Below are 23,682 nucleotides of genomic sequence, written 5' to 3' on the forward strand. Positions count from 1 at the left end.
GCGATGCCCTCGTCCTCGGCCTTGTGGGCGAGCATCGGCCCGGCGATCACATCGCCGATGGCATAGATGCCCTTGACGTTGCTCTGGTAGTGGGCGTCGGTCTTCACCCGGCCACGCTCCAGCTCGACACCGACCTCCTCGAGGCCCAGACCGTCGGTATAGGGCCGGCGGCCCGTCGCGATCAGCACGACGTCGGCGGCCAGCGTTTCCGGCTCTCCGCCCTTCACCGGCTCAAAGGTTACCGTCGCGCCCTTCTTGCCCTTCTCGACCGCCGTCACCTTGGCGCCGAGCTTGAAGTCGATGCCCTGCTTGGCGAGCATGCGCTGGAACTGCTTGGAGATCTCGCCGTCCATGCCGCCGAGGATGGTGTCGAGATATTCGACGACCGTCACCTTGGAGCCGAGGCGCGCCCAGACGGAGCCGAGCTCCAGCCCGATCACGCCGCCGCCGACGACGACCAGATTGGCCGGCACCTTGTCGAGCGCGATGCCGCCGGTGGACGACACGATCACCTTCTCGTCGATATCGACCTTGACGCCGGGAATGCCGGCGACGTCGGAGCCGGTGGCGATGACGATGTTGGCGCCCTCGACCTCGGTCACCTTGCCGTCTTCGCCGGTCACGGCGACCTTGCCGGGGGCGACGATCCTGCCCGTGCCACGGAAGGCGTCGATCTTGTTCTTCTTGAACAGGAAGGCGACGCCGCCGACGTTGGAGGCGACGGTCGCATCCTTGTGCGCCATCATCTTGGCGAGGTTGAGCTTCGGCTTCACGCCTTCGATGCCGAGCGCGTCGAAGGAATGCTCCGCCTCGGCGAACATCTCGGACGCATGCAGCAGCGCCTTGGACGGAATGCAGCCGATGTTGAGGCAGGTGCCGCCATAGGTCTCGCGCTTTTCAACCACCGCGGTCTTCAGGCCGAGCTGTGCCGCCTTGATCGCACCGACATAACCGCCGGGGCCGGTTCCGATAAAGATCACGTCATAGGCCATCGCCGGGTCTCCTGTCGTGCTGGTTCAGCGCCCGCCGCTCACATCGAGCGTCGCGCCGGTGATATAGGATGCCTCGCCGGACAAAAGCCAGACGATGGCCGATGCAATTTCCTCAGGCCTGCCTTCCCTTTTCATGGGGAGACCGGCGCGCACCTTCTCGATCCTGTCCGGTTCGCCGCCGGAGGCATGGATGTCGGTCGCGATGATGCCGGGACGCACGCCGCAGACGCGGATGCCCTCGCCGGCAACCTCGAGCGCGAGCCCGGTGGTCAGAGTATCGATGGCGCCTTTCGAGGCGGCATAGTCGACATACCAGCCCGGGCTGCCGAGCCTGGCCGCGGCCGACGACAGGTTGACGATCACGCCGCCCTGCCCGCCATGCCGCGTCGACATGCGCTTCACCGCCTCGCGGGCGCACAGGAATGAACCGACGATGTTGACGCGCATCATCCGTTCGAGCCGCGCGACGCTCATCTCGTCGACGCGCGCCTTGCGGTCGACGATGCCGGCATTGTTGACCAGCCCGTCGAGCCTGCCGAAACGGGCGTCGACGGCGGCGAACATGGCGAGCACGTCCGCTTCGGCGCCCACATCGCCCTGGACCGCAAAGGCTTCGCCGCCGCCGGCCTCGATCTCCGCCACGACGGCGTCCGCGGATACCTGGTCGGAGACATAGTTGACCGCGACGCGCCAGCCTCGCGATGCCGCGAGCCTGGCGGTCTCTGCGCCGATGCCCCGGCTGCCGCCGGTGACGAGGAGAGCCTTTCCGCTCACGGCGCTCAATCCTTCACCTTGTAGACCCGGGCGGTCGCCAGCACCGTGCCGCATGGCCGGCGTTCGCCCTTGTCGATCACATAGACATCGGCGGCGCCGACCGAAACCGTCTTTCCGGCCATCAGCACCCGGCCCTCGGCGAGAAGCTCCTCGCCCTGCGCGAGACCGGTGTTCTTGACCGTATAGTCGAGCGTCGCGCAGGCATGACCCGCTGGCGCGACGGCATAGCAGGCGGCGATGGCGGCGACGTCGCCGACCAGCCCGACCATCGCCGTCGGAAACAGGCCGGGAGGCGTGGAATAGGTCGCGTCGAAGGGCATGCGCACCTGCGTGACGCCGTCCTCGATCGCGACCAGCTCGACGCCATGATTTTTGACGAAGGGCAGGGCATTGATGATGGCGATGATATCGCGTGACGCCGTCATTCCTGGCATCCCGACATCCTGAAGGCATCCCATGGCATCTTCGAGACGCCAGCCAAGCCATAGGCCGAGGACTGCCTCAGCGCCGGCGCGAAATCCGGCAGCAGCAACTGCTCCGCCGCGTCGGCGCCTTGAGGCGGCAGCAGCTCGACTTTGCCTTGGCCGTCGACGGCGTAGACGACGCCCTGCCAGACGGTGCAGGCGTCGAGTTCCTCACCGGTCACATCGCCCTCCGGACATTGGTGCATGACGATGCCCATCGGCCGCGCCACGCCTTCGGTCCACATCACGATGCCGTCGAGGATGACGGCGTTCTCGGGGAACTTGATCTTGAAGGAGTGCGAGATCGAGGGATTGTCGCTCGCCGGCGTGAATTCGAGCGAGGCATTCGCCTCGGGCTCGGAATAGACGGACAGCTCCTGCGGGCAGGCGGCGAGGGATGGAGCGGCAATTCCTGAAAGGGCGATCATCAGGATCGCGCCGATCGCGCGGTTTGCATGCCCGACAATCAAACGCCGATCGTCGATCGCCGCCTGCCGTGCATAGGACCGTGGCCTGGCATGCTTCGGCACGTGTCAGCTTGCCTTCGCCAGAAGGGCAGCCTGGTCTTCCGCCATTTCGCGGAGGCGGTCGCATCCGAAGTCGACATCCTCGGCATATTCCTCGCCCCAGTAGATGGAGTGGCCGAAGGCATCCACTTTGACGGAGCGAAAGTAATCGGCGTCCTGAAGCGGCTTGAAGACAGGACCGGCCTTCATGAGGCCCCGGATGTCGACGATACCCTCGTAGCCATCGCTCCAGACGACTTTCAGCACGCCCGGTATGACAGCCTCCGCCGTCAGGATATGCAGTGGTCGTTTCATTCGATCCGCCCTGGCAGACGATGTTCACCCATGGCATTCCAAGCAGCCATCAGTGCCGCTTGTCTGGTCGAGGCCCACGATAGCACAGCTGAGAGCTTCGCGGGCGGTAGATATCCGTTCAGCAGCCGCAACGGATCGATCGAGATCTGCGCACGATAGCCACCGGAGGCCACGTGAAAGTGGGGTGGCGGATGTTCGACTGCGAAAAACTGTATCTTCGCGCCATCGACCACCGCCACCGTCGGCATGTTACAGATCCAGCACGAGCCTTTCCGGATCCTCCAGGCTTTCCTTGACCCGCACCAGGAAGGTCACGGCCTCCTTGCCGTCGACGATGCGGTGGTCGTAGCTCAGCGCCAGGTACATCATCGGGCGGATGACGATCTGGCCTCCGACCACGACGGGCCGATCCTGGATCTTGTGCATGCCGAGGATGCCGGACTGCGGCGCATTGAGGATCGGCGTCGACATCAGCGAGCCGTAGACGCCGCCATTCGAGATCGTGAACGTGCCGCCCTGCATGTCGGCCATCGACAGCTTGCCGTCGCGGGCTGCGATGCCGAGCCGGCCGATCTCCTTTTCGATCTCGGCGATCGACATGCCATCCGCGTCGCGCACGACCGGAACGACGAGACCCTTGTCGGTGCCGACAGCGACGCCGATATGGGCGAAGTTCTTGTAGATGATGTCGGTGCCGTCGATCTCGGCGTTCACCGCCGGAATCTCGGCCAGTGCGTGCGTCACTGCCTTGGTGAAGAAGCCCATGAAGCCGAGCTTCACGCCATGCTTCTTCTCGAACACGTCCTTGTATTTGGAGCGCAGCGACATAATCCCGCTCATGTCCACCTCGTTGAAGGTGGTGAGCATGGCGGCCGTGCTCTGGGCGTCCTTCAGGCGGCGCGCGATCGTCTGGCGCAGACGGGTCATCTTCACCCGCTCCTCGCGCGACGCGTCGTCGGCAGGAACCGGAGCACGCACCGCAGCCGGGGGCGCGGTGGGCGTCTCGGCCGGCTGCGACGGCGCGCCACGGGCGATCGCGTCGAGCACGTCGCCCTTGAGCACCTGCCCGCGCTTGCCGGAGCCAGTCATCTGGTCGGCCGAGAGGTTGTTCTCGGCGAGAAGCTTCGCAGCGGCCGGAGCCGGCGGCATGTCACGCTTCTCAACCGGGCCCTCGCCGGCGATCTTGGCGGTCTTCTCGGCCGCCTCCTTGGTGGTGTTTGCCCCGGAAGCGCCCGCAGCCTGAGCGACGGCTTCAGGCTTCGCCTCGGCCTTTGCGGCCGGCTTGGCAGGAGCGCCGCTGCCCTCGCCGATGGTGCCGAGCAGAGCGCCCAGCCCGACCGTCTCGCCCTCCTGGGCGGCGATTTCGGCAAGCACGCCCGCGGCCGGCGCCGGCACCTCGACCGTCACCTTGTCGGTCTCGAGTTCGAGCAGGGTCTCGTCGGCGGCGATGCTGTCGCCGGCCTTCTTGTACCACTTGCCGACGGTTGCCTCGGTGACGGATTCGCCGAGTGTCGGAACACGGATTTCGGTGGCCATCGGTCTGCCTTCTCGCTGTGTTCGGTTCAGTTGCCGAGCGCGTCTTCGAGGAACGCCTCGAGCTGCGCCAGATGCTTGGACATCAGGCCGGTCGCGGGCGACGCGGCGGCCGGACGGCCGGTGTAGCGCACGCGCTGGTGCTTGGCGTCGATATGGGCCAGCACCCATTCCAGATACGGATCGATGAACGACCAGGCGCCCATGTTCTTCGGCTCTTCCTGGCACCACACCATCTCCGCCCCGCGGAAGCGGGACAGCTCGTTGATCAGCGCCTTGGCCGGGAACGGGTAGAGCTGCTCGACGCGCAGCAGATAGATGTCGTTGATGCCGCGCTTCTCGCGCTCCTCGTAGAGATCGTAATAGACCTTGCCCGAGCAGAGCACGACGCGGCGGATCTTCGAATCCTTCACGAGCTTGATAGGCTGGTCCGGCAGCATCTGCGCATCGTCCCACAACAGGCGGTGGAACGAGCTCTCGCCCGACATCTCGGCCAGCGTCGACACGGCGCGCTTATGGCGCAGCAGCGACTTCGGCGTCATCAGAATCAGCGGCTTGCGGAAGTCGCGCTTCAGCTGACGGCGCAGGATGTGGAAATAGTTGGCCGGCGTCGTGCAGTAGGCGACCTGCATGTTGTCTTCCGCGCAGAGCTGCAGGAAGCGCTCAAGGCGTGCCGACGAATGTTCGGGACCCTGGCCCTCATAGCCGTGCGGCAGGAGGCAGACGAGACCCGACATGCGCAGCCACTTGCGCTCGCCCGACGAAATGAACTGGTCGAACACCACCTGCGCACCGTTGGCGAAGTCGCCGAACTGGGCTTCCCACAGCGTCAGCGCCTTGGGCTCGGCGAGCGAATAGCCGTATTCGAAGCCGAGCACCGCCTCTTCCGAGAGCATCGAGTTGATGACCTCGTAGTTGGCCTGCTGCGGGCCGAGATTGTTCAGCGGGATGTAGCGGTTTTCGTCGCGCTGGTCGTAGAGCACCGAATGGCGCTGCGAGAACGTGCCGCGCTCGGAATCCTGGCCGGAGAGCCGGATCGGATTGCCGTCGAGCAGGATCGCACCGAAGGCGAGCGCCTCGGCCGTCGACCAGTCGATGCCCTCGCCGGTGTCGATCATCTTGCGGCGCGCATCGAGGAAACGCTGGATCGTCTTGTGAGCCTCGAAGTCCTTCGGGGTCTCGGTCAGCTTCTTGCCGATCTCCTTCAGCGTCTTCACCGGCACGGCCGTCTTGCCGCGACGCAGCTCGTCCTGGCTGTCGGCGGTGCGCAGGCCGGACCAGGCGCCGTCGAGCCAGTCGGCCTTGTTGGGCTTGTAGGACTGGCCGGCTTCGAACTCCGCCTCCAGATGCGCGCGCCAGTCGGCCTTCATCTTGTCGACTTCGGCCTCGCTGACGACGCCCTCGGCGATCAGCTTGCTGGCGTAGATCTGCAGCGTGGTCTGCCGGCCGCGGATGTTCTTGTACATCAGCGGCTGCGTGAAGGCCGGCTCGTCGCCCTCGTTGTGGCCGAAGCGGCGGTAGCAGAACATGTCGACCACGACCGGCTTGTGGAACTTCATCCGGAACTCGGTCGCCACCTTCGCGGCATAGACCACCGCTTCCGGATCGTCGCCGTTCACGTGGAAGATCGGCGCCTCGATCATCTTCGCCACGTCCGACGGATAGGGCGAAGAACGCGAGAAGCGCGGATTGGTGGTGAAGCCGATCTGGTTGTTGATGATGAAATGCACGGTGCCCGCCACGCGATGACCGCGCAGGCCCGACAGGCCGAGGATTTCCGCGATCACGCCCTGGCCGGCAAAGGCGGCGTCCCCATGCAGCAGCAGCGGCATCACCTTCGCGCGCTCCTCGAGCGGCACCACCTCTTCGCGGGTGCGCCCGTAGAGCTGGTCCTGCTTGGCGCGGGCCTTGCCCATCACCACGGGGTCGACGATCTCGAGATGCGACGGGTTCGCCGTCAGCGACAGGTGCACCTTGTTGTTGTCGAACTCGCGGTCCGACGAGGCGCCCAGATGATACTTGACGTCGCCGGAGCCTTCGACGTCGTCAGGCGCGTAGGACCCGCCCTTGAACTCGTGGAAGACCGCGCGGTGGGGCTTGGCCATCACGTTGGTCAGCACGTTCAGGCGGCCGCGATGGGCCATGCCGAGCACGATCTCCTTCAGGCCCATGGAGCCGCCGCGCTTGATGATCTGCTCGAGCGCCGGGATGAGCGACTCGCCGCCGTCGAGACCGAAGCGCTTGGTGCCCTTGTACTTGACGTCGATGAACTGCTCGAAGCCCTCGGCCTCGACCAGCTTGTGCAGGATCGCCTTCTTGCCGTTGGCGGTGAAGAACACGCCCTTGTCCGGACCCTCGATGCGCTCCTGGATCCAGGCCTTTTCGGCCGGATCGGAGATGTGCATGAACTCGACGCCCAGCGTCGAGCAATAGGTGCGCTTCACGATCTCCAGCATCTGCCGGATGGTGGCGTATTCGCCGAGACCCAGCACGCCGTCGATAAAGATCGGCCGGTCGAGATCCGCTTCGGTGAAGCCGTAGCTGGCGGGCGACAGCTCGTTGTAGTCTTCCAGCGGCTTGGCGATGCCGAGCGGATCGAGATCGGCGTGCAGGTGGCCGCGCATGCGGTAGGCGCGGATCATCATCAACGCACGGACGGAATCGCGCGCGGCGCGCTGTACGTCGGCATCCGTCGCCGTCGCGGCGACCGCAGCGCCGTTGGCCTTGTCGCGGATCTTCCTCTCGACCGCCTTCTCGATCTGGCCCCAGTTGCCATCGAGCGCGGAGACCAGTTCGCCGTTCGCCGCCTGCGGCCAGCCCTTCTGCTGCCACGAAGCGCCTTCGGCGTTCTTGACCACGATCGCCGCGTCGTCCTTCAGCGCACCGAAGAACTCGCGCCATTCCTCGTTCACGGAGGCCGGGTTCGCCTGCCAGTCGGCATAGAGTTGCTCGATATAGTCCGCGTTCCCGCCATAGAGGAACGATGTCACCGAGAACTGGTCGTTGGCCTGATCTTGCCTTGCCATTGTCGTGTCGGAGCGCCGCGCTCCGTCTCCTAGTTGAGGGGAGTAGGGCAGTAACGCAGTAGGGCAATATGCTGGTCCCCTACTGCCCTACTGCCGTATTGCCCTACTCCCTTAGCCCTTGATCGCTTCCACCAGCGTCTTGCCGAGACGCGCCGGTGAGGGCGAAACCTTGATGCCCGCGGCTTCCATCGCCGCGATCTTGTCTTCCGCGCCGCCCTTGCCGCCAGAGATCACCGCGCCGGCGTGACCCATCGTGCGGCCGGGAGGAGCCGTGCGGCCCGCGATGAAGCCGGCCATCGGCTTCTTGCGGCCGCGCTTGGCCTCGTCGCGCAGGAACTGCGCCGCGTCTTCCTCGGCGGAACCACCGATCTCGCCGATCATGATGATCGACTTGGTCTCGTCGTCGGCGAGGAACATTTCGAGCATGTCGATGAACTCGGTGCCCTTCACCGGGTCGCCGCCGATGCCGACCGCCGTCGACTGGCCGAGGCCTTCGTTGGAGGTCTGGAAGACTGCCTCATAGGTAAGCGTTCCCGAGCGGGAAACAACGCCGACCGAGCCCTTCTTGAAGATGTTTCCGGGCATGATGCCGATCTTGCACTCGTTGGGCGTGACGATGCCCGGGCAGTTCGGTCCGATCAGGCGGGACTTGGAACGGTCGAGCCGCGCCTTGACCTTGACCATGTCCATGACAGGGATGCCCTCGGTGATGCAGACGATCAGCGGCACCTCGGCCTCGATCGCCTCGATGATCGCCTCGGCCGCGCCCGCCGGCGGAACGTAGACGACCGAAGCGGTTGCACCGGTTGCTTCCTTGGCCTCGCCGACGGTGGCGAAGATCGGCAGGGTCTCGCCCTTCGAACCGGTCCACTTTTCGCCGCCCTTCTTGGGATGGATGCCGGCGACCATCTGGGTGCCGTAATAGGCCAGCGCCTGCTCGGTGTGGAACGTGCCGGTCTTGCCGGTCAGGCCCTGCACGATGACCTTGGTGTTCTTGTCGATGAGAATGGACATGCGGAACGAAACTCCGGTGCGTCAGGGTTCTAGGAAAGGGTTGACGGCGCGGACCGAGCCGTAGACCTGGTTGTGATTGAGGTCTTCCGTGTAGAAGACCGGCGCGCCGAGGCGCTCGGCCGCAGCAAGCAGAGCGGCGTCGTAGTATTTGAGTTGATAGCGGCGTGCGGCGTCGAACCCTGCCATGACATAGGTCTGGTCGACCGGAACGAAGGGAAACGTGCCCAGGAATGCCAGCCATTGATCGATTTCCGGATCGCTGAGCAGCTTCTTGCGCCTCGCGACGTTGGTGAATTCGGCCAGGCTTTGGCCCGAGATCCCGAAGAGACTTCCGAGCACAAGTTCAATCGCGATGTCGAAACGGCGTGGATCACGACTCCTCTCCGAAGCCGCGTAGAGGAGGACGTTCGAGTCGAGAAATGATTCGATCTTCTCGTTCGGCATAGATCTCATCGCGGTTCCACACAAAAGGTGCGCCGCTCTCCCCTCGTCTCTGCTTTTCTTCAATCAGCTTGCGCATGCCTTCGCGGGCCCACTCGATGCGGTCGGCCTGCTCGACCTCGTGAGCCAGCAGCGACCGAACCATCGCGTTAAGCGACGTCTTGCGCTTCTCGGCCAGGCTGCGCGCCTGTTCGAGAAGCCTTTCGTCGATCGCGAGGGTAATGTTCTTCATCTCAGCCTCCACATAATCACACAGGTCGAATATGTGTGATTATGTGTGAATCTTCAACCCTTGACCGCCGCGACGATCTTCTTCGCTGCGTCGTCGAGATCGTCGGCCGAGATGACGTTCAGGCCGCTCTCGTTGATGATCTTCTTGCCCAGCTCGACATTGGTGCCTTCGAGGCGCACCACCAGCGGCACCTTGAGACCGACTTCCTTGACAGCCGCGATCACGCCCTCGGCAATGACGTCGCACTTCATGATGCCGCCGAAGATGTTGACCAGGATGCCCTTCACGGCCGGATCGGCCGTGATGATCTTGAACGCCGCGGTGACCTTCTCCTTGCTCGCGCCGCCGCCGACGTCGAGGAAGTTCGCCGGCTCGGCGCCGTAAAGCTTGATGATGTCCATCGTCGCCATGGCGAGGCCGGCGCCGTTGACCATGCAGCCGATATTGCCGTCGAGCGCGACGTAGGCCAGGTCATACTTGGACGCCTGGATTTCCTTCTCGTCCTCTTCGGTCGTGTCGCGCAGCTCCACGATCTCGGGATGGCGGAACAGCGCGTTGTTGTCGAACGACACCTTGGCGTCGAGCACGCGCAGGCGGCCGTTCTTCATCACGATCAGCGGGTTGACCTCGAGCAGGCTCATGTCCTTCTCGAGGAAGGCCTTATAGAGGATCGGGAACAGGCTCTCGCCGTCCTTCGCCGCGTCGCCCGACAGGCCATAAGCATCGTTGATCTTCTTCACGTCGTCGGCCGTCACGCCCTTCTCGGGATCGATGGCGATCGTGACGATCTTCTCCGGCGTGTCATGGGCGACCGCCTCGATGTCCATGCCGCCCTCGGTCGAGACGACGAAGGCGACCCGGCCGACGGAGCGGTCCACGAGGATCGACAGATAAAGCTCGCGGTCGATGTCGGCACCGTCCTCGATATAGAGGCGGTTGACCTGCTTGCCGGCCTCGCCGGTCTGCTTGGTGACCAGCGTGTTGCCCAGCATCTCCTTGACGTTGTGCACGACCTCGTCGATCGACTTGGCAAGGCGCACGCCGCCCTTGGCGTCGGGGCCGAGTTCCTTGAACTTGCCCTTGCCGCGGCCGCCGGCGTGGATCTGGCTCTTCACGACGTAGAGCGGGCCGGGCAGCGAGCGGGCCGCGTTCTGCGCCTCGTCCGCCTTGAGGATCGCCACGCCGTCCGCGACCGGCGCGCCGTAGCTCTTGAGGATCTGCTTGGCCTGGTATTCGTGGATGTTCATCAGCCTTTTCCTATCTTGCGAACGTCGTCGTTCACATAAATCTGGTGGATGGAAAGCTCATTAAGCCCCCAATTGGACAAGCCAATATCCTTGCGCATTGCAAGTAAGATTCTCCCAATATTCCGCATCGCCGCTAGAGGATCCCCAGCCGATCCATCGCTGACCTTAAACTTTGAAAATGCATCCACAACCTCAGGCGACCCATAGAACAGAACACCTCTGGTCATTTGAAACCATTTCTTTTGAAATTCTGGATCATTCTCAATATTGTAGCTTTCGTCAGATTTTTGCATCTCTAAAAGCTTGAATATTATATCGTAGAATATCGAATATACTTCGATTTTATTTTCTCTATGCGCTTCCGCTCGCGATTTGGCGCGATCACGCCAAAACGCGAAGATTGCCAACGCAACGGTTACAAATCCGCCGATAACAGCCGGCGCCAGAGCCTTATCCAACCCCAGAACGTATTGAGCAACGGCCGACAACAACCACCAAGCTACCACTCCTCCGGCAAGGAGAAGTAGTAACCCAGTAGCTATTTGGACCGGCTTACGCATCTAGCCGGATGCCTTACTTGCCGAGGTTCGGGGCGATGGCGACGCAGGCCTCGCAGAGGCCCTGCACCGCGGCGACGGACTTCTCGAACATCTTCTGTTCGGCCTTGTTGAAGTCGATCTCGATGACGCGCTCGACGCCGCCGGCGCCGATCACCACCGGCACGCCGACATACATGTCCTTGAGGCCGTACTGGCCGGAAAGATGCGCGGCGCAGGGCAGCACGCGCTTCTTGTCCCGGAGATAGGCCTCCGCCATCGACACGGCCGAGGCCGCCGGCGCGTAGTAGGCCGAGCCGGACTTGAGCAGGCCGACGATCTCGCCGCCACCCTTGCGGGTGCGCTCGACGATGGCGTCCAGCTTCTCCTTGGTGGTCCAGCCCATCTTGACGAGGTCGGGCAGCGGAATGCCGGCGACGGTCGAGTAGCGCGTGAGCGGCACCATGTCGTCGCCGTGGCCGCCAAGCGTCATCGCCGAGACGTCCTCGACCGACACCTTGAACTCGTCGGCGAGGAAGTGGCGGAAGCGGGCCGAGTCAAGCACGCCGGCCATGCCGACCACATGCGTCTTCGGCAGGCCCGAGAACTTCTGCAGCGCCCAGACCATGGCGTCGAGCGGGTTGGTGATGCAGATGACGAAGGCCTTCGGCGCATACTTCTTGATGCCGGCGCCCACCTGCTCCATCACCTTGAGGTTGATGCCGAGCAGGTCGTCGCGGCTCATGCCGGGCTTGCGGGGCACGCCGGCGGTGACGATGCAGACGTCCGCATCCTTGATCGCCGAGTAGTCGTTGGCGCCCTGGAGGCGGGCATCGAAGCCCTCGACCGGGGCCGACTGCGCGATATCCAGGCCCTTGCCCTGCGGGACGCCTTCGGCGATATCGAACAGAACGACGTCGCCGAGTTCCTTGAGCCCGATCAGATGGGCGAGCGTGCCGCCGATCATACCCGAGCCGATGAGGGCAATCTTGTTGCGTGCCATGCGAACCGTTCCTTGCGCATCGCCGGGTCCACTCGCGGCCGGCGGAGTTGAAACCGTCGGGGCTTATCCGCACAAATCGAAATCTGTGTGACATACGCCCGCGCCGCCGGCTCGGTGCCGACGAAACCGGCGGAGGCATTAGGCCGGCCTGAAGAAAAATTCAACCGATTATTTTGGATCGAATAAATTCAATCGGTTAATACTTTTTTGATTTACGTAAACGTCAAAATATAAGCCAACAAATAGGCAGTCGTCGGCATTGGAAACTGCGCGGGCAGTCAAAAGGCGCGATCTGCCGCTCGTTCAGGCACCCGTCGCCTCCACCCATTCCCGGCTCTGCATCTCGTTGAGACGGGAGGCGGTGCGCGCGAATTCGAAGGCTTCCGTAACCCCTTCGCGCCCAGCGTAAAGGCGATCGGGCGAGGCCTCCGCGCTCGCGACCAGCCTTATATGGCGGTCGTAGAGCGTGTCTATGAGCAGGATGAAGCGCTTGCTCGCATTTCGCCGGGTCTGGTCCATCACCGGGATATGGTCGATGAAAATCGTGTCGAAGCGCTCGGCAATGGCGAGATAGTCGCGCGCGCCGAGCGGCGCGTCGCACAGATCGGCGAAGGTGAATCGGGCCGCCTTGCCGCAGGCGCGCGGCACATTCACGTGGCGCCCCATCACCTCGAGCTTCGCAGGCGCCTCGCTGCGCCCCTCGGTCGCCGCCGCCCAAGCCTCGTCCATCTGTGCGTCGGCGGCCGGGCCGAGCGGCGTGACGTAGACCGGCAGGTGGCTGAGCTTCAGCATCCGGTAGTCGGTCGGGATGTCGACCGCGACCACATCGACATTGTCCTTGAGCGTCTGGATGAACGGCAGGAACAGCCCCCGGTTCAGCCCGTCGCGGTAGAGATCGTCCGGCGCAACGTTCGAGGTGGCGACGAGCGTGACGCCGTTGGAAAACAGCGCGGTGAACAGGCGCGACAGGATCATCGCGTCGGCGATGTCGGTGACCGTGAACTCGTCGAAACAGAGAAGGCGCGATTCGGCGGCGATCGCGGCCGCCACCGGCGGGATCGGATCGTCGCCCTTGACCGTGCCCGCCTTAAGCGCCGCGCGATGCAGGCCGATGCGGTCGTGCACGTCGGCCATGAACTCGTTGAAATGCGCGCGCCGCTTCTTCTTCAAGGGCGCCAGGCGGAAGAACATGTCCATCAGCATGGTCTTGCCGCGCCCCACGCCGCCATAGACGTAGAGGCCGCGCGCGGTGGGCGGCGCCTTCCTGCGCGCGAACAGCCAGCCGAGCGCATTGGTCTTGGCCGCGGCGTTCGACGCGCCGAGCTCGACGATCAGCTGGTCGAAGCGGATCGCGAGCGCCTCCTGGACGGGATCGCGCGAGATCTCGCCCTTCTCGACCAGGCGGCCGTAATCGTGCCGCAGCGAGGGATAGGCTGCCAGCCCGGCATGAGAGGTCATGGAGACCGGCCGAGGTGAACGACTAACGGGAGAAGCTGATCGGCACGCCGCCAGCCGTCTGCCCGTCATACTTCTCGGCGCCGGAGGAGTAGAGTCGCGCGACCACGTTGCCGGTGTTGTCCTTGAGCACGACCTGCTTGCCGGCGACGTTCCAGGCCGCGACATTGGCCGCGTCGCCCGGGCAGCGCAGCGAGGCGGCGCGGAAGTCCGAGGCCTGTTTGGTGAGGCTGAGCATCATCTGGCAGCCGCCGCCACCAGCATTCACCTTCCACGCGCCGACCATGGCTTCCTTGGTGACGTCGGGCGCATTGGCCGGAGCGGCGGGGGGAACCGCGGGTCCCGCAGCGACCTGCGGATCGGTGGTGCTCGTGCCAGGCGCCGGCGGGAAAGCCGACGGATCGGTCGGGCCGGCAGGCGAGGGAGGCGGAAGCTGATTGGAGGTGACCGTGCCGGAGGGCGCCGGGTTGAGCGGCGCCGGCCGTGTGTCGACCGTGTCGAAACGCGACGTGCTGCAGCCCGCAATGGCGAGCGCCGCGCAGGCGATCATCAGACCGCGCGTCGGGATCGTGTGGAAAAGGGCCATCTCACTCGCCATGTCGTCCTCTCCGCCGGGTGCGGACATATTGCAGGCGCCCCGTCCAGCAGTCCAATCACTACAAACGTGGCGATGTTACGAACAGTTCGAGGCCAATAGGGTTAATATTCGGTTTTGGCGAGCCGAAAGCGGCGTACGAAAGTGGAATTTCCTGCCAGGCCAAAGGATGACGTTGCGTCAGATCGCCCTTCCCGACACCGGGAAATCGAGTTCAAAGCCGCGCGGCAGCGCCCGTCCGAACTCGTCGGCCGGCATCCAGGGTTCGCCGAGGCGCTTCTTTCACAACCATTTCATCCGATCCACATCTCAATCCACCGGCGGACGGTTGCGCGCAAGGTTCTCTTGCCTATCTCTGGCGCGATGAACCGACGCGCCGCGCTTTCATTACTTGGACTAGGAGGGCTGAGCGCCGCAGCAGGAGGATTCGCAGTGTCGCGAGCCCGGGCCGAGAATGCCTACTACCAAGGAGCCGCTTCGGATCATTTCGACGGCAGGCTGTTCTTCAACCCCGACGGCAAGGAACCCAGCGGCTTCCTCGATCTGATGCGCTGGCAGTTTGGCGGCGGCAAGGCAAAGTGGCCCGCCGCATGGCCGAGCCCGTTTCCGCAGGCGAAGCCCGAGCCGCGCCTTGCCGCGGACGCGCTGCGTGTCACGATGGTCGGGCACGCCTCGCTGCTCATCCAGGCCGGCGGGCTGAATTTCCTCACCGATCCGGTCTGGTCGCCGCGCGCCTCTCCCTTCTCCTTCGCCGGCCCGAAGCGGGTCAACGCGCCCGGCATCGCCTTCGACGACCTGCCGCCGATCGACTATGTGCTCGTCACCCACAACCACTACGACCACATGGACGCGGCGACGCTGGCGCGGCTGAAGGCCGCCCGCGATCCGCACGTCATCACGCCGCTCGGCAATGACGCGATCATAGGCAAGGCTGCACCCGGCATCCGCATCTCGACGCACGACTGGGACGAGCGGATCGATGTCGGCGGCGCCTCGGTGCATGTCGAGCCGGCCCATCACTGGTCGGCGCGCGGTGCCGGCGACCGCCGCATGGCGCTATGGTCGGCCTTCACCATCGAAACGCCCGCCGGCAACGTCTACTTCGGCGGCGACACCGGCTTTCATGAGGGCCGCAACTACGAGCTCGCCCGCCGCAAACATGGCGGCTTCCGCCTCGCTTTGCTGCCGATCGGCGCCTACGAGCCGCGCTGGTTCATGGAACCGCACCACCAGAACCCCGAAGAGGCGGTCGCCGGCTTCCGGCTTCTCGGCGCGGAGCATGCGGCGGGCATGCACTGGGGCACGTTTCAGCTCACCAACGAAGCGGTAGACGAGCCGCGACAGCGCCTCCACGCCGCGCTCGACGCCGAGGGCATTGTGAACGACCGCTTCCGGGCGATGCAGCCGGGCGAGGTATGGGACGTGCCGGCCGCCGCCACCTGACGGAACCGCTCTCAGCCTCGACGCGTTCTCCCCTCGCAAGCGAGGGAGCATCCCATGATCAAATGGATCGTCATTCTTCTCATCGTCGCGGCGGTGGCGAGTCTGCTCGGCTTCAACGCGATCTCGGGCGCCGCCATGACCGGCGCGAAGCTTTTGATCGGCATCCTGCTGATCCTGTTCCTGCTGGTGATCCTCGGCATCGTCGTCATCGCCTGACGGCGCCTGCCTTGCGACACTGGTAATTTCGGGCCGGTTCCGCCATATAGCGGCGAGATCACAGGGAACTTCGGCCGTGACGGCTCCGGACGTGCAATTCGCTAAGATGAACGGGCTCGGCAACGAAATCATCGTTGCCGACATGCGCGGCACGTCCGCGCGCGTATCGCCCGCCGCCGCGGTTGCGCTCAACGCCGATCCGGCGACCAAGTTCGACCAGATCATGGCGATCCACGATCCGAAGACGGCCGGCACAGACTACTATGTCGAGATTCTGAATTCCGACGGGTCCCGCGCGCAGGCCTGCGGCAATGGCATGCGCTGCGTCGTCCAGGCGCTTGCATCCGAGACCGGGCAGAAGCTGTTCACCTTCGAGACCGTCGCCGGCATCCTCTCCGCACAGGAACATGCCGACGGGCTGATCTCGGTCGACATGGGCGTGCCGCGGTTCGGCTGGGACGATATCCCGCTCGCGGAGGAATTCGCCGATACGCGTGCGATCGAGCTGCAGGTCGGGCCGATCGATAATCCGGTGCTGCATTCGCCCTCGGCGATGTCGATGGGCAACCCGCACGCCGTCTTCTGGGTCGACCGGGACGTCTGGTCGTACGATCTCGACCGCTTCGGGCCGCTGCTGGAAAACCATCCGATCTTTCCGGAAAAGGCGAACATCTCGATCGCGCAGGTGGTCTCGCGCGACGCGCTGATCATGCGCACCTGGGAGCGCGGCGCGGGCCTGACGCGCGCCTGCGGCTCCGCCGCCTGCGCCGCCGCGGTCTCTGCCGCGCGCACCGGCCGCACGGATCGCATCGTCAGGATCACCCAGCCCGGCGGCACGCTCACCGTCGAATGGCGCGGCAACGACCACGTCGTCATGACCGGACCGGCCGAATGGGAATTCTCCGGCACCTTCGATCCCGCCACCGGCACCTGGGCGCGCGAAACCGAAAGCGCGGCGTGATGGCCGGCAAGGGCATCGACATCGTCACCTTCGGCTGCCGGCTGAACACCTACGAATCCGAGGTGATGCGCCGGGAGGCGACGGCGGCAGGGCTCGGCGAGCTCGATGGCGGTGCGGTCGTCTTCAACACCTGCGCGGTGACGGCGGAGGCCGTGCGCCAGGCACGCCAGGCGATCCGCAAGGCGCGGCGCGAGAACCCGGACGCGCGCATCATCGTCACGGGCTGCGCGGCGCAGACCGAGCCCGGCACCTTCGAGGCGATGGACGAGGTCGACCTCGTGCTCGGCAACGAGGAGAAGCTGAAGGCCAACTCCTATCGCGCTCTGCCCGACTTCGGCGTCAACCTGTTCGAGAAGGTGCGCGTCAACGACATCATGTCGGTGAAGGAGACCGCCTCCCACATGGTCGACGCGATCGAGGGCCGCGCGCGCGCCTTCGTGCAGGTGCAGAACGGCTGCGACCACCGCTGCACCTTCTGCATCATCCCCTACGGGCGCGGGAACTCGCGCTCCGTACCGATGGGCGCGGTGGTCGACCAGGTGAAGCGGCTCGTCGGCAACGGCTATGCCGAGGTGGTTCTCTCCGGCGTCGACATGACGAGCTACGGCGCCGACCTGCCGGGCAGCCCGCGTCTCGGCAAGCTGGTGAAGGCGATACTGCGCCAGACGCCGGACCTCAGGCGGCTGCGGCTCTCCTCGATCGATTCCATCGAGGCGGACGCCGACCTGATGGAAGCGATCGCGAGCGAGCGGCGGCTGATGCCGCATCTCCACCTGTCGCTGCAGGCCGGCGACGACATGATCCTGAAGCGGATGAAGCGGCGGCACCTGCGCGACGATTCGATCCGCTTCTGCGCGGACGTGCGAGACCTGCGGCCCGATATCGTCTTCGGCGCGGACATCATCGCCGGCTTTCCGACCGAGACCGAGGCGATGTTCGAGAATTCGCTGAAAATCGTCGAGGAATGCGGCCTGACCCATCTGCACGTCTTCCCCTTCTCGCCGCGCGAGGGGACGCCCGCCGCGCGCATGCCGCAGGTGCGGCGCGAGGTGGTGAAGGAGCGGGCGGCAAGGCTGCGGGCCGCGGGCGATGCGGCCCACAGACGCCATCTCGCCTCGCTCGCCGGAACGACACAGTCGATCCTCGTCGAGCGTGACGGTCTTGGCCGCACGGAAGGTTTTACGCTGGTGGCGATCGGGGAAGGCCAGCCAGGCGAGATCCTGCCCGGCATCGTCACGGGACATGACGGCGACAGGCTCATCGCTGCGCCGCTGAGACAGGCGGCCTGATCGGATGGCGTTCGACTTCATCAAGAAGGTGTTCTCCTTCGGCCGGAAGCCGGAGGAGCAGAAGCCCGAGCCGGCACCGGCCACGGAGCCGCCGGAACTGGCGCCGTATATCAGGATCGAGGAGCAGCCAGCGCCGGCCGCACCCGACGTCCAACCTGCACGAGAACCGGTCGAACCGATGCCGGCCGTCGAGGAGGTTGCCGCGAGCCTGCCGGAGGCCGATGTCCTCCCGCCGGTGCGCGAACCCGGCCCGGTTGCCGATACGCCGCTGAAGGCCGAAGTCGCGCCTGAACCTACGTCCGTTCCGGCGCCGCCCATGGCCGAGGTCGCAGCCTCCGAGCCGGAACCACCGGCAGAACCGGCGCCCGAACCTGCATCCGAGCCAATCGAAGAGGCCGCGCCTGCCGCGGAGATCCTGCCGCCTCTCCGCGTGCCGGACCCGGTTCCCTCCGTCCCGCTTGAAGCCGAGATCGCGCCGGAACCGTCCTTGCCGGCACCTCCTGCCGAGCCGGAGCCGCAGGAAGCACCGCTGTCGGTTGAAGTCGAGCAGCAGCCGGTCGAGGCTCGGGCAATTGTCGAGCCGGAGCCGGAGCCGGAGCCGGAGCCGGAGCCGGAGCCGGAGCCGGAGCCGGAGCCGGAGCCGGAGCCGGAGCCGGAGCCGGAGCCGGAGCCGGAAACAGTCGCCCCGCCCGAGCCGCCTGTCGAGCCCGTTGTTGCGCCTGAACCCGAGCCGGTCGCAGCCGAGCCTCCGGCCGTCGAAGTGCCTCCGGCCGCGGCTGCCGCACAGCCGGTCGTCGCGCCGCCTGCGCCGGCCTCGCCCGCCGGCAAGGTCACCGTCGCGAAGAAGGTCGAGGCCAAGGCCGAGTCCGTGGCGCCTGCCGCGCCGACGCCGCGACCGAGCTGGTTCCAGCGTATGCGCGAGGGCCTGTCGCGCTCCTCGCGCGAACTGTCCTCCTCGATCGCCGGCGTCTTCACCAAGAAGAAGCTCGACGAAGACACGCTGCAGGACCTGGAAGACGTGCTGATCCGCGCCGATCTCGGCGTCGAGACGGCGCTGCGCGTCACCGACACGCTCGCCTCCACCCGTCTCGGCCGCGATGTGTCGGACGCCGAGGTGCGCGGCGTGATGGCGCAGGAGATCGAGAAGGTCCTGAAGCCGGTCGCGCTGCCACTGGAACTCGACCTCAGCCACAAGCCGCACGTCATCCTCGTCGTCGGCGTCAACGGCACCGGCAAAACCACGACGATCGGCAAGCTTGCAGCGAAGCTTCACGAGGGCGGGCTGAAGGTGATGCTCGCCGCCGGCGACACGTTCCGCGCCGCCGCGATCGAACAGCTGAAGATCTGGGGCGAGCGGACCAATTCGCCCGTCATCTCCTCCAAGCTGGGAGCGGATGCCGCAGGCCTCGCCTATGACGCCTTCGCCCAGGCCAAGGAGGCCGGCTCCGACGTGCTGATCATCGACACTGCCGGCCGGCTGCAGAACAAGGCCGAGCTGATGGCCGAGCTGGAGAAGATCGTCCGCGTGCTGGGCAAGCTCGATCCGGATGCGCCGCACACGGTGCTGCAGACGGTCGACGCGACCACGGGCCAGAATGCCCTCAACCAGGTCGAGATCTTCCGCAATGTCGCAGGCGTCAACGGCCTCGTCATGACCAAGCTGGACGGCACGGCGCGTGGCGGCATCCTTGTCGCCATCGCAGCGAAGCACAAGCTGCCGGTGTATTTCATCGGCGTCGGCGAGCAGGTCGACGACCTCGAACCCTTCTCCGCCAACGATTTCGCGCGCGCGATCGCGGGAGTGCAGTGATGAACGAACCGATCCTCGAACGCGAACCGGCCGATCCGAAGAAGAAAGAGATCAATCCGCTGCTCAAGTTCGTGCTCGAACTCGGGCCGCTGCTGGTCTTCTTCTTCGCCAATGCGCGCGGCGAGTGGCTGGCGGCGCGCTTCCCGGCGCTGGCCGATCTCGGCGGGCCGATCTTCATCGCCACCGGCCTGTTCATGGCCGCGACGGCCATCGCGCTCGCCGTCTCGTGGTCGCTGACCCGCACGCTGCCGATCATGCCGCTGGTGTCGGGCGTGGTGGTCTTCGTCTTCGGCGGCCTGACGCTCTGGCTGCAGGACGCGACCTTCATCAAGATGAAGCCGACCATCGTCAACACGCTGTTCGGCGGCGTCCTTCTCGGCGGCCTGCTCTTCGGCCGGTCGCTGCTCGGCTATGTCTTCGATTCCGCCTTCAAGCTCGACGCCGAAGGCTGGCGCAAGCTGACGCTGCGCTGGGGCCTGTTCTTCCTCTTCCTCGCCGTCGTCAACGAAGTGGTCTGGCGCAACTTCTCGGAAGAGACCTGGGTGGCGTTCAAGGTCTGGGGCATCATGCCCATCACCATCGCCTTCACGCTGCTGCAGATGCCGCTGATCATCCGGCACTCGACCGAGGAACTCGGCAAGAAATAAGCCTCAGCCGGCCAGCGCCTTCTCGATCTGCGGCATCAGGTCGTCGCGGATCGATTCCGGCGTGAACGGGCCGACATGCTTGTAGAGGATGCGGCCGTCCTTGCCGACGAGGAAGGTTTCCGGCACGCCGTAGACGCCCCAGTCGATCGTCGTCGAGCCGGTTGCGTCGACGCCGATGGCGGCGAACGGATTGCCGAGGCTGCCGAGGAAACGGCGCGCGTTCTCCGGCGTGTCCTTGTAGTTCAGGCCTGTCACGACGATCCGCTTGTCGGCTGAGAGGCCCATCAGCAGCGGATGCTCCTGACGGCAGGGCGCGCACCACGAGGCCCAGACGTTCACCAGTGTCACCTTGCCGGCGAAGGCGGACGAGGCGAGGCCGGGCAGGCCGACGCCGTCCAGAGGCGGCAGGTCAGTCGAAGGGGCCTGCGCGCCGATCAGCGCCGAGGGCACGACCGAATTGTCCTTGCCGGACATCAGCTGCGTCATGAACAGCGCCGCGAGCGCCAGGAACGCCACGAGCGGCAGCAGCGCGAGCCAGGCCCTGCGCCTGGGCGCGGGCTCAGCCTGCGGCGTCACTGCGGGCCTTCCGTTCCGAGCGGCGCGTCGCACCGGCTGCTTCGAGATCCGCGAGTTCCTTCTGCCGGGCCCGCTGGTCGAGCAGAATCCACGCACCGAGGCCGGCAAGGCCGAGCGCCGAAACGAGATAAGCGGCGGTGACGAAGAGGACGTGGTTCATGCCGCAACCTCGCGGTCGGCCCGCCGCGCCATCATGCGGCGCATCACGGCCACGCGCCGGCGCCAGATCTCGGCACGCATCGCCATCAGGTGGAGCGTGAAGAACAGCAGCGTGAACCCCAGCGCCGACACCAGCAGCGGCCAGAGCAGGCTCGGATGAATGGTCGGCCCATCGAGCCGGATCACCGACGCCGGCTGGTGCAGCGTGTTCCACCATTCGACGGAGAACTTGATGATTGGGATGTTGATGACGCCGACCAGCGTCACGATCGCCGCCGCGCGGGCAGACCGCGCCGGATCGTCAAGCGCCCGGGTGAGCGCGATCAGGCCGAGATACATCAGAAAGAGCACGAAGACCGAGGTCAGCCGCCCGTCCCAGACCCACCAGGTGCCCCACATCGGCCGGCCCCAGATCGACCCGGTGGCGAGCGCGAGCGCGGTGAATACGGCGCCGATGGGTGCCGCCGCTTTCAGCGACACGTCGGCGAGCGGATGTTTCCAGACCAGCGTGCCCAAGGCCGCCAGCGCCATCACCACGTAGCACATCATCGAAATCCACGCGAAAGGCACGTGGATATACATGATCCTGACCGTGATGCCCTGCTGGTAGTCCTCGGGCGCGGCGAAGCCCATGGCGAGGCCTATGCCCGTGACGACAAGCGCGAGCGCGCCGAGCCACGGCAGCGCCTTGCCCGACAGGTCGAGGAACCGCGTCGGATTGGCGAGGTCGGCAAATCGCAGCGGCTGTGTGGCGGCATCGCTCATGCTCTCCAAATAGACCGGGCGAATGCGGCGCGCAATTGACGCGGATCAACCTCGCGTGAGCGAACCGCGAGGCGGGCTAATCCGCCGCATGTCTCAGCGCATATCCGGCAGCCAGCGGACCGATCACGGCGAAGAACAGTGTGAGTGCCACGAGCATGAGGAACGGCGGCAGGAACGGGTCGGGCTCCGCCGTCACCGCATAGGCGGCCGAGACGCCGAAGATCAGCACCGGGATCACCAGCGGCAGCACCAGGACTGTCACCAGCAGCCCGCCCCGCGGCAGCGACACGGCAACGGCGGCTCCCGCCGCACCGATGAAGGTGATCGCAGGCGTGCCGACGAGGAGCGTCAGCGCCGTGCCGAGCGCGGAAGCGAAACTCATGTTCATGAACAGCGCCAGCAGCGGCGCGGCGACGACCAGCGGCAGCACGCTCGTCGTCCAATGCGCCAGGCATTTGACGAAGACGACCATCGCCATCATGTGGCGGCTGGAGCCGATGACCAGCAGGTCGAGCGAACCGTCCTCGCGGTCGGCCTGGAACAATCGGTCGAGGCCGAGCAGGCTGGCCAGAAGCGCGCCGACCCAGAGCATCGCGGGGCCGATGCGGGCGAGCAGGTTCATCTCCGGCCCGATCGCGAACGGCGCCACCGTGATGACGACGAGAAAGAACAGCACCCCGACCAGCGCGCCGCCGCCCGCGCGGACGCCGAGGCGAAGATCGCGGAGGTAGAGGGCTAGCATGACGCGACACGTCGCAACTGCACCGCGCCCCCTCCCCCGCCTTCGGCGGTCCCCCTCCCCCGTGAACGGGGGAGGATCAGATCGTGCCGGTCATCACCGCGGATCCTCCCCTGCGAAGCGGGGGAGGGGGACCATGCGGAGCATGGTGGAGGGGGCGCCTGTCGCAAAGCGATCACTTGCTTCCGCCGCCTCCCATCACCAGTTCCTTCGCCCCCTCGATCCCCAGCGGCACGTGCGTCGCCGCGACGATGATGCCGCCATCCTCCAGATGCGCCCGCATCAGCGCCGCAAAGCGCCGTTCCGAGCCGAGGTCGAGCCCGGCAGTTGGCTCGTCGAGCAGCCAGACGGGGCGGAAGGCAACCAGCAGGCCAGCAATCGCCACGCGGCGTCGCTGGCCCGTCGAGAGATAGCCGAAGGGCAGCGAGGCGACGCTGGGCAGGGCGACCTCTTCCAGCGCCTCCTCCGCCGACAGGAACGGCCGGCCGAGGAAATCCTGACGGAATTTCAGGTTCTCCGTCACCGTCAGAGCCGGCTTCATGGCATTGCGGTCGCCGAGATGGTGGCAGGCCGACATCACGTCCGGCCATTCCTCTCCGCCACCTTCGAGCTTCACCGATCCGCCCGAGGCGGGCAGCAGTCCGGCGACGATCCTGAGCAGCGTCGACTTGCCGCTGCCGTTCTCGCCGGTGACGATCAGGCATTCGCCGTTCGAAAGCGCGAAAGACACGCCGTCGAAGACCGGTTCGCCGCCGCGATCGCCCGCCAGATTGTCCGCGACAAGCCGCATCCGTCCCCATTTCCCGGCCCTGACAGAGCGCGGCGCAACTATTTCTTGCGACGCAGCAAATTTGCACATTCGTCGCACTGGCGCCCTGTTTAGAAAGCTTCTATGAAGCAGGCAACTGTGCCAGCGGTCGGCACGGGGAGCCACAGATTGCCGA

The 23,682-nt window shown here is 65.6% G+C and carries 27 protein-coding genes; 6 read left to right on the forward strand and 21 right to left on the reverse strand.

Going from position 1 to position 23,682, the window contains the following annotated elements:
- The 16 genes from B9Z03_RS02300 to B9Z03_RS02370 all read right to left on the reverse strand — a co-directional run.
- On the reverse strand, positions 1-992 hold a 992-nt coding region (locus tag B9Z03_RS02300), incomplete at its 3' end, for an FAD-dependent oxidoreductase (protein ID WP_085462700.1).
- A 24-nt stretch (positions 993-1,016) separates the two neighbouring features.
- On the reverse strand, positions 1,017-1,766 hold the full coding sequence (locus B9Z03_RS02305) for an SDR family oxidoreductase (RefSeq protein ID WP_432416983.1): 750 nt from the start codon (positions 1,764-1,766) through the stop codon (positions 1,017-1,019).
- Between the two features lie 5 nt (positions 1,767-1,771).
- Entirely contained in the window at positions 1,772-2,191 is a 420-nt protein-coding gene (locus B9Z03_RS02310; protein WP_085462702.1) for a PaaI family thioesterase, read from the reverse strand.
- Entirely contained in the window at positions 2,188-2,760 is a 573-nt protein-coding gene (locus tag B9Z03_RS02315; protein WP_244561633.1) for a hypothetical protein, read from the reverse strand. The genes B9Z03_RS02310 and B9Z03_RS02315 overlap by 4 nt, the downstream gene beginning before the upstream one ends.
- Before the next feature lie 3 nt (positions 2,761-2,763).
- On the reverse strand, positions 2,764-3,051 hold the full coding sequence (locus tag B9Z03_RS02320; protein ID WP_085462703.1) for a DUF2442 domain-containing protein: 288 nt from the start codon (positions 3,049-3,051) through the stop codon (positions 2,764-2,766).
- Positions 3,048-3,299 carry a DUF4160 domain-containing protein gene (locus B9Z03_RS02325; protein ID WP_085462704.1) on the reverse strand — a complete coding sequence of 84 codons (252 nt, stop codon included), beginning with the start codon at positions 3,297-3,299 and terminating at the stop codon, positions 3,048-3,050. The genes B9Z03_RS02320 and B9Z03_RS02325 overlap by 4 nt, the downstream gene beginning before the upstream one ends.
- A 1-nt stretch (position 3,300) precedes the next feature.
- Entirely contained in the window at positions 3,301-4,587 is a 1,287-nt protein-coding gene (odhB, locus tag B9Z03_RS02330; protein ID WP_085462705.1) for a 2-oxoglutarate dehydrogenase complex dihydrolipoyllysine-residue succinyltransferase, read from the reverse strand.
- Between the two features lie 26 nt (positions 4,588-4,613).
- A complete protein-coding gene (locus B9Z03_RS02335) occupies positions 4,614-7,610 on the reverse strand; it encodes a 2-oxoglutarate dehydrogenase E1 component (RefSeq protein ID WP_085462706.1) in 2,997 nt (998 codons plus the stop codon).
- 111 nt (positions 7,611-7,721) lie between these two features.
- Positions 7,722-8,624 carry a succinate--CoA ligase subunit alpha gene (sucD, locus tag B9Z03_RS02340; protein WP_085462707.1) on the reverse strand — a complete coding sequence of 301 codons (903 nt, stop codon included), beginning with the start codon at positions 8,622-8,624 and terminating at the stop codon, positions 7,722-7,724.
- A gap of 21 nt (positions 8,625-8,645) precedes the next feature.
- On the reverse strand, positions 8,646-9,068 hold the full coding sequence (locus B9Z03_RS02345) for a PIN domain-containing protein (RefSeq protein WP_085462708.1): 423 nt from the start codon (positions 9,066-9,068) through the stop codon (positions 8,646-8,648).
- On the reverse strand, positions 8,995-9,297 hold the full coding sequence (locus B9Z03_RS29280; protein WP_139832140.1) for a hypothetical protein: 303 nt from the start codon (positions 9,295-9,297) through the stop codon (positions 8,995-8,997). The genes B9Z03_RS02345 and B9Z03_RS29280 overlap by 74 nt, the downstream gene beginning before the upstream one ends.
- Positions 9,298-9,350: 53 nt before the next feature.
- A complete protein-coding gene (sucC, locus tag B9Z03_RS02350; protein WP_085462709.1) occupies positions 9,351-10,544 on the reverse strand; it encodes an ADP-forming succinate--CoA ligase subunit beta in 1,194 nt (397 codons plus the stop codon).
- On the reverse strand, positions 10,544-11,104 hold the full coding sequence (locus tag B9Z03_RS02355; protein WP_139832141.1) for a hypothetical protein: 561 nt from the start codon (positions 11,102-11,104) through the stop codon (positions 10,544-10,546). The genes sucC and B9Z03_RS02355 overlap by 1 nt, the downstream gene beginning before the upstream one ends.
- A 13-nt stretch (positions 11,105-11,117) precedes the next feature.
- Positions 11,118-12,083: a malate dehydrogenase gene (mdh, locus tag B9Z03_RS02360; RefSeq protein ID WP_085462711.1), complete on the reverse strand. Its 966-nt coding sequence runs from the start codon at positions 12,081-12,083 to the stop codon at positions 11,118-11,120.
- 303 nt (positions 12,084-12,386) lie between these two features.
- Positions 12,387-13,541: a cell division protein ZapE gene (gene zapE / locus B9Z03_RS02365; RefSeq protein WP_085462712.1), complete on the reverse strand. Its 1,155-nt coding sequence runs from the start codon at positions 13,539-13,541 to the stop codon at positions 12,387-12,389.
- A gap of 22 nt (positions 13,542-13,563) precedes the next feature.
- A complete protein-coding gene (locus B9Z03_RS02370) occupies positions 13,564-14,136 on the reverse strand; it encodes an AprI/Inh family metalloprotease inhibitor (protein WP_244561634.1) in 573 nt (190 codons plus the stop codon).
- A gap of 360 nt (positions 14,137-14,496) precedes the next feature.
- On the opposite strand from B9Z03_RS02370, the gene B9Z03_RS02375 reads away from it, so the two are divergent.
- The 6 genes from B9Z03_RS02375 (at position 14,497) to B9Z03_RS02400 (ending at position 20,499) form a co-directional block, all read left to right on the forward strand.
- The gene (locus tag B9Z03_RS02375; protein ID WP_085462713.1) at positions 14,497-15,576 is read left to right on the forward strand and encodes an MBL fold metallo-hydrolase; all 1,080 of its coding nucleotides are present in this window, start codon (positions 14,497-14,499) and stop codon (positions 15,574-15,576) included.
- 54 nt (positions 15,577-15,630) lie between these two features.
- Positions 15,631-15,792: a DUF1328 family protein gene (locus B9Z03_RS02380; protein ID WP_085462714.1), complete on the forward strand. Its 162-nt coding sequence runs from the start codon at positions 15,631-15,633 to the stop codon at positions 15,790-15,792.
- Between the two features lie 106 nt (positions 15,793-15,898).
- The gene (gene dapF / locus B9Z03_RS02385) at positions 15,899-16,753 is read left to right on the forward strand and encodes a diaminopimelate epimerase (protein ID WP_085467458.1); all 855 of its coding nucleotides are present in this window, start codon (positions 15,899-15,901) and stop codon (positions 16,751-16,753) included.
- Positions 16,753-18,042 (forward strand): tRNA (N(6)-L-threonylcarbamoyladenosine(37)-C(2))-methylthiotransferase MtaB, encoded by a 1,290-nt coding sequence (mtaB, locus tag B9Z03_RS02390; RefSeq protein ID WP_085462715.1) that lies wholly within the window; start codon positions 16,753-16,755, stop codon positions 18,040-18,042. Before dapF ends, mtaB begins: the two co-directional genes overlap by 1 nt.
- A 4-nt stretch (positions 18,043-18,046) precedes the next feature.
- Positions 18,047-19,852 (forward strand): signal recognition particle-docking protein FtsY, encoded by a 1,806-nt coding sequence (ftsY, locus tag B9Z03_RS02395; RefSeq protein WP_085462716.1) that lies wholly within the window; start codon positions 18,047-18,049, stop codon positions 19,850-19,852.
- Positions 19,852-20,499, forward strand: a complete 648-nt coding sequence (locus tag B9Z03_RS02400) for a septation protein A (protein WP_085462717.1) — start codon at positions 19,852-19,854, stop codon at positions 20,497-20,499. The genes ftsY and B9Z03_RS02400 overlap by 1 nt, the downstream gene beginning before the upstream one ends.
- A 3-nt stretch (positions 20,500-20,502) precedes the next feature.
- Here the strand turns inward: B9Z03_RS02400 and B9Z03_RS02405 are convergent, their stop codons facing one another.
- The 5 genes from B9Z03_RS02405 to ccmA form a co-directional block, all read right to left on the reverse strand.
- Complete coding sequence (locus B9Z03_RS02405) at positions 20,503-21,075, reverse strand: DsbE family thiol:disulfide interchange protein (protein WP_085462718.1); 573 nt, start codon at positions 21,073-21,075, stop codon at positions 20,503-20,505.
- On the reverse strand, positions 21,059-21,235 hold the full coding sequence (ccmD, locus tag B9Z03_RS02410; protein ID WP_085462719.1) for a heme exporter protein CcmD: 177 nt from the start codon (positions 21,233-21,235) through the stop codon (positions 21,059-21,061). Before ccmD ends, B9Z03_RS02405 begins: the two co-directional genes overlap by 17 nt.
- The gene (locus B9Z03_RS02415) at positions 21,232-21,999 is read right to left on the reverse strand and encodes a heme ABC transporter permease (RefSeq protein WP_085462720.1); all 768 of its coding nucleotides are present in this window, start codon (positions 21,997-21,999) and stop codon (positions 21,232-21,234) included. Before B9Z03_RS02415 ends, ccmD begins: the two co-directional genes overlap by 4 nt.
- A 76-nt stretch (positions 22,000-22,075) precedes the next feature.
- On the reverse strand, positions 22,076-22,741 hold the full coding sequence (ccmB, locus tag B9Z03_RS02420) for a heme exporter protein CcmB (protein WP_085462721.1): 666 nt from the start codon (positions 22,739-22,741) through the stop codon (positions 22,076-22,078).
- A 172-nt stretch (positions 22,742-22,913) separates the two neighbouring features.
- Complete coding sequence (gene ccmA / locus B9Z03_RS02425; protein ID WP_085462722.1) at positions 22,914-23,528, reverse strand: heme ABC exporter ATP-binding protein CcmA; 615 nt, start codon at positions 23,526-23,528, stop codon at positions 22,914-22,916.
- Between the last annotated feature and the right edge of the window lie 154 nt (positions 23,529-23,682).

Origin of the sequence: Mesorhizobium australicum, assembly GCF_900177325.1 — a bacterium.
GTDB classification, from domain to species: Bacteria; Pseudomonadota; Alphaproteobacteria; order Rhizobiales; family Rhizobiaceae; genus Mesorhizobium_A; species Mesorhizobium_A australicum_A.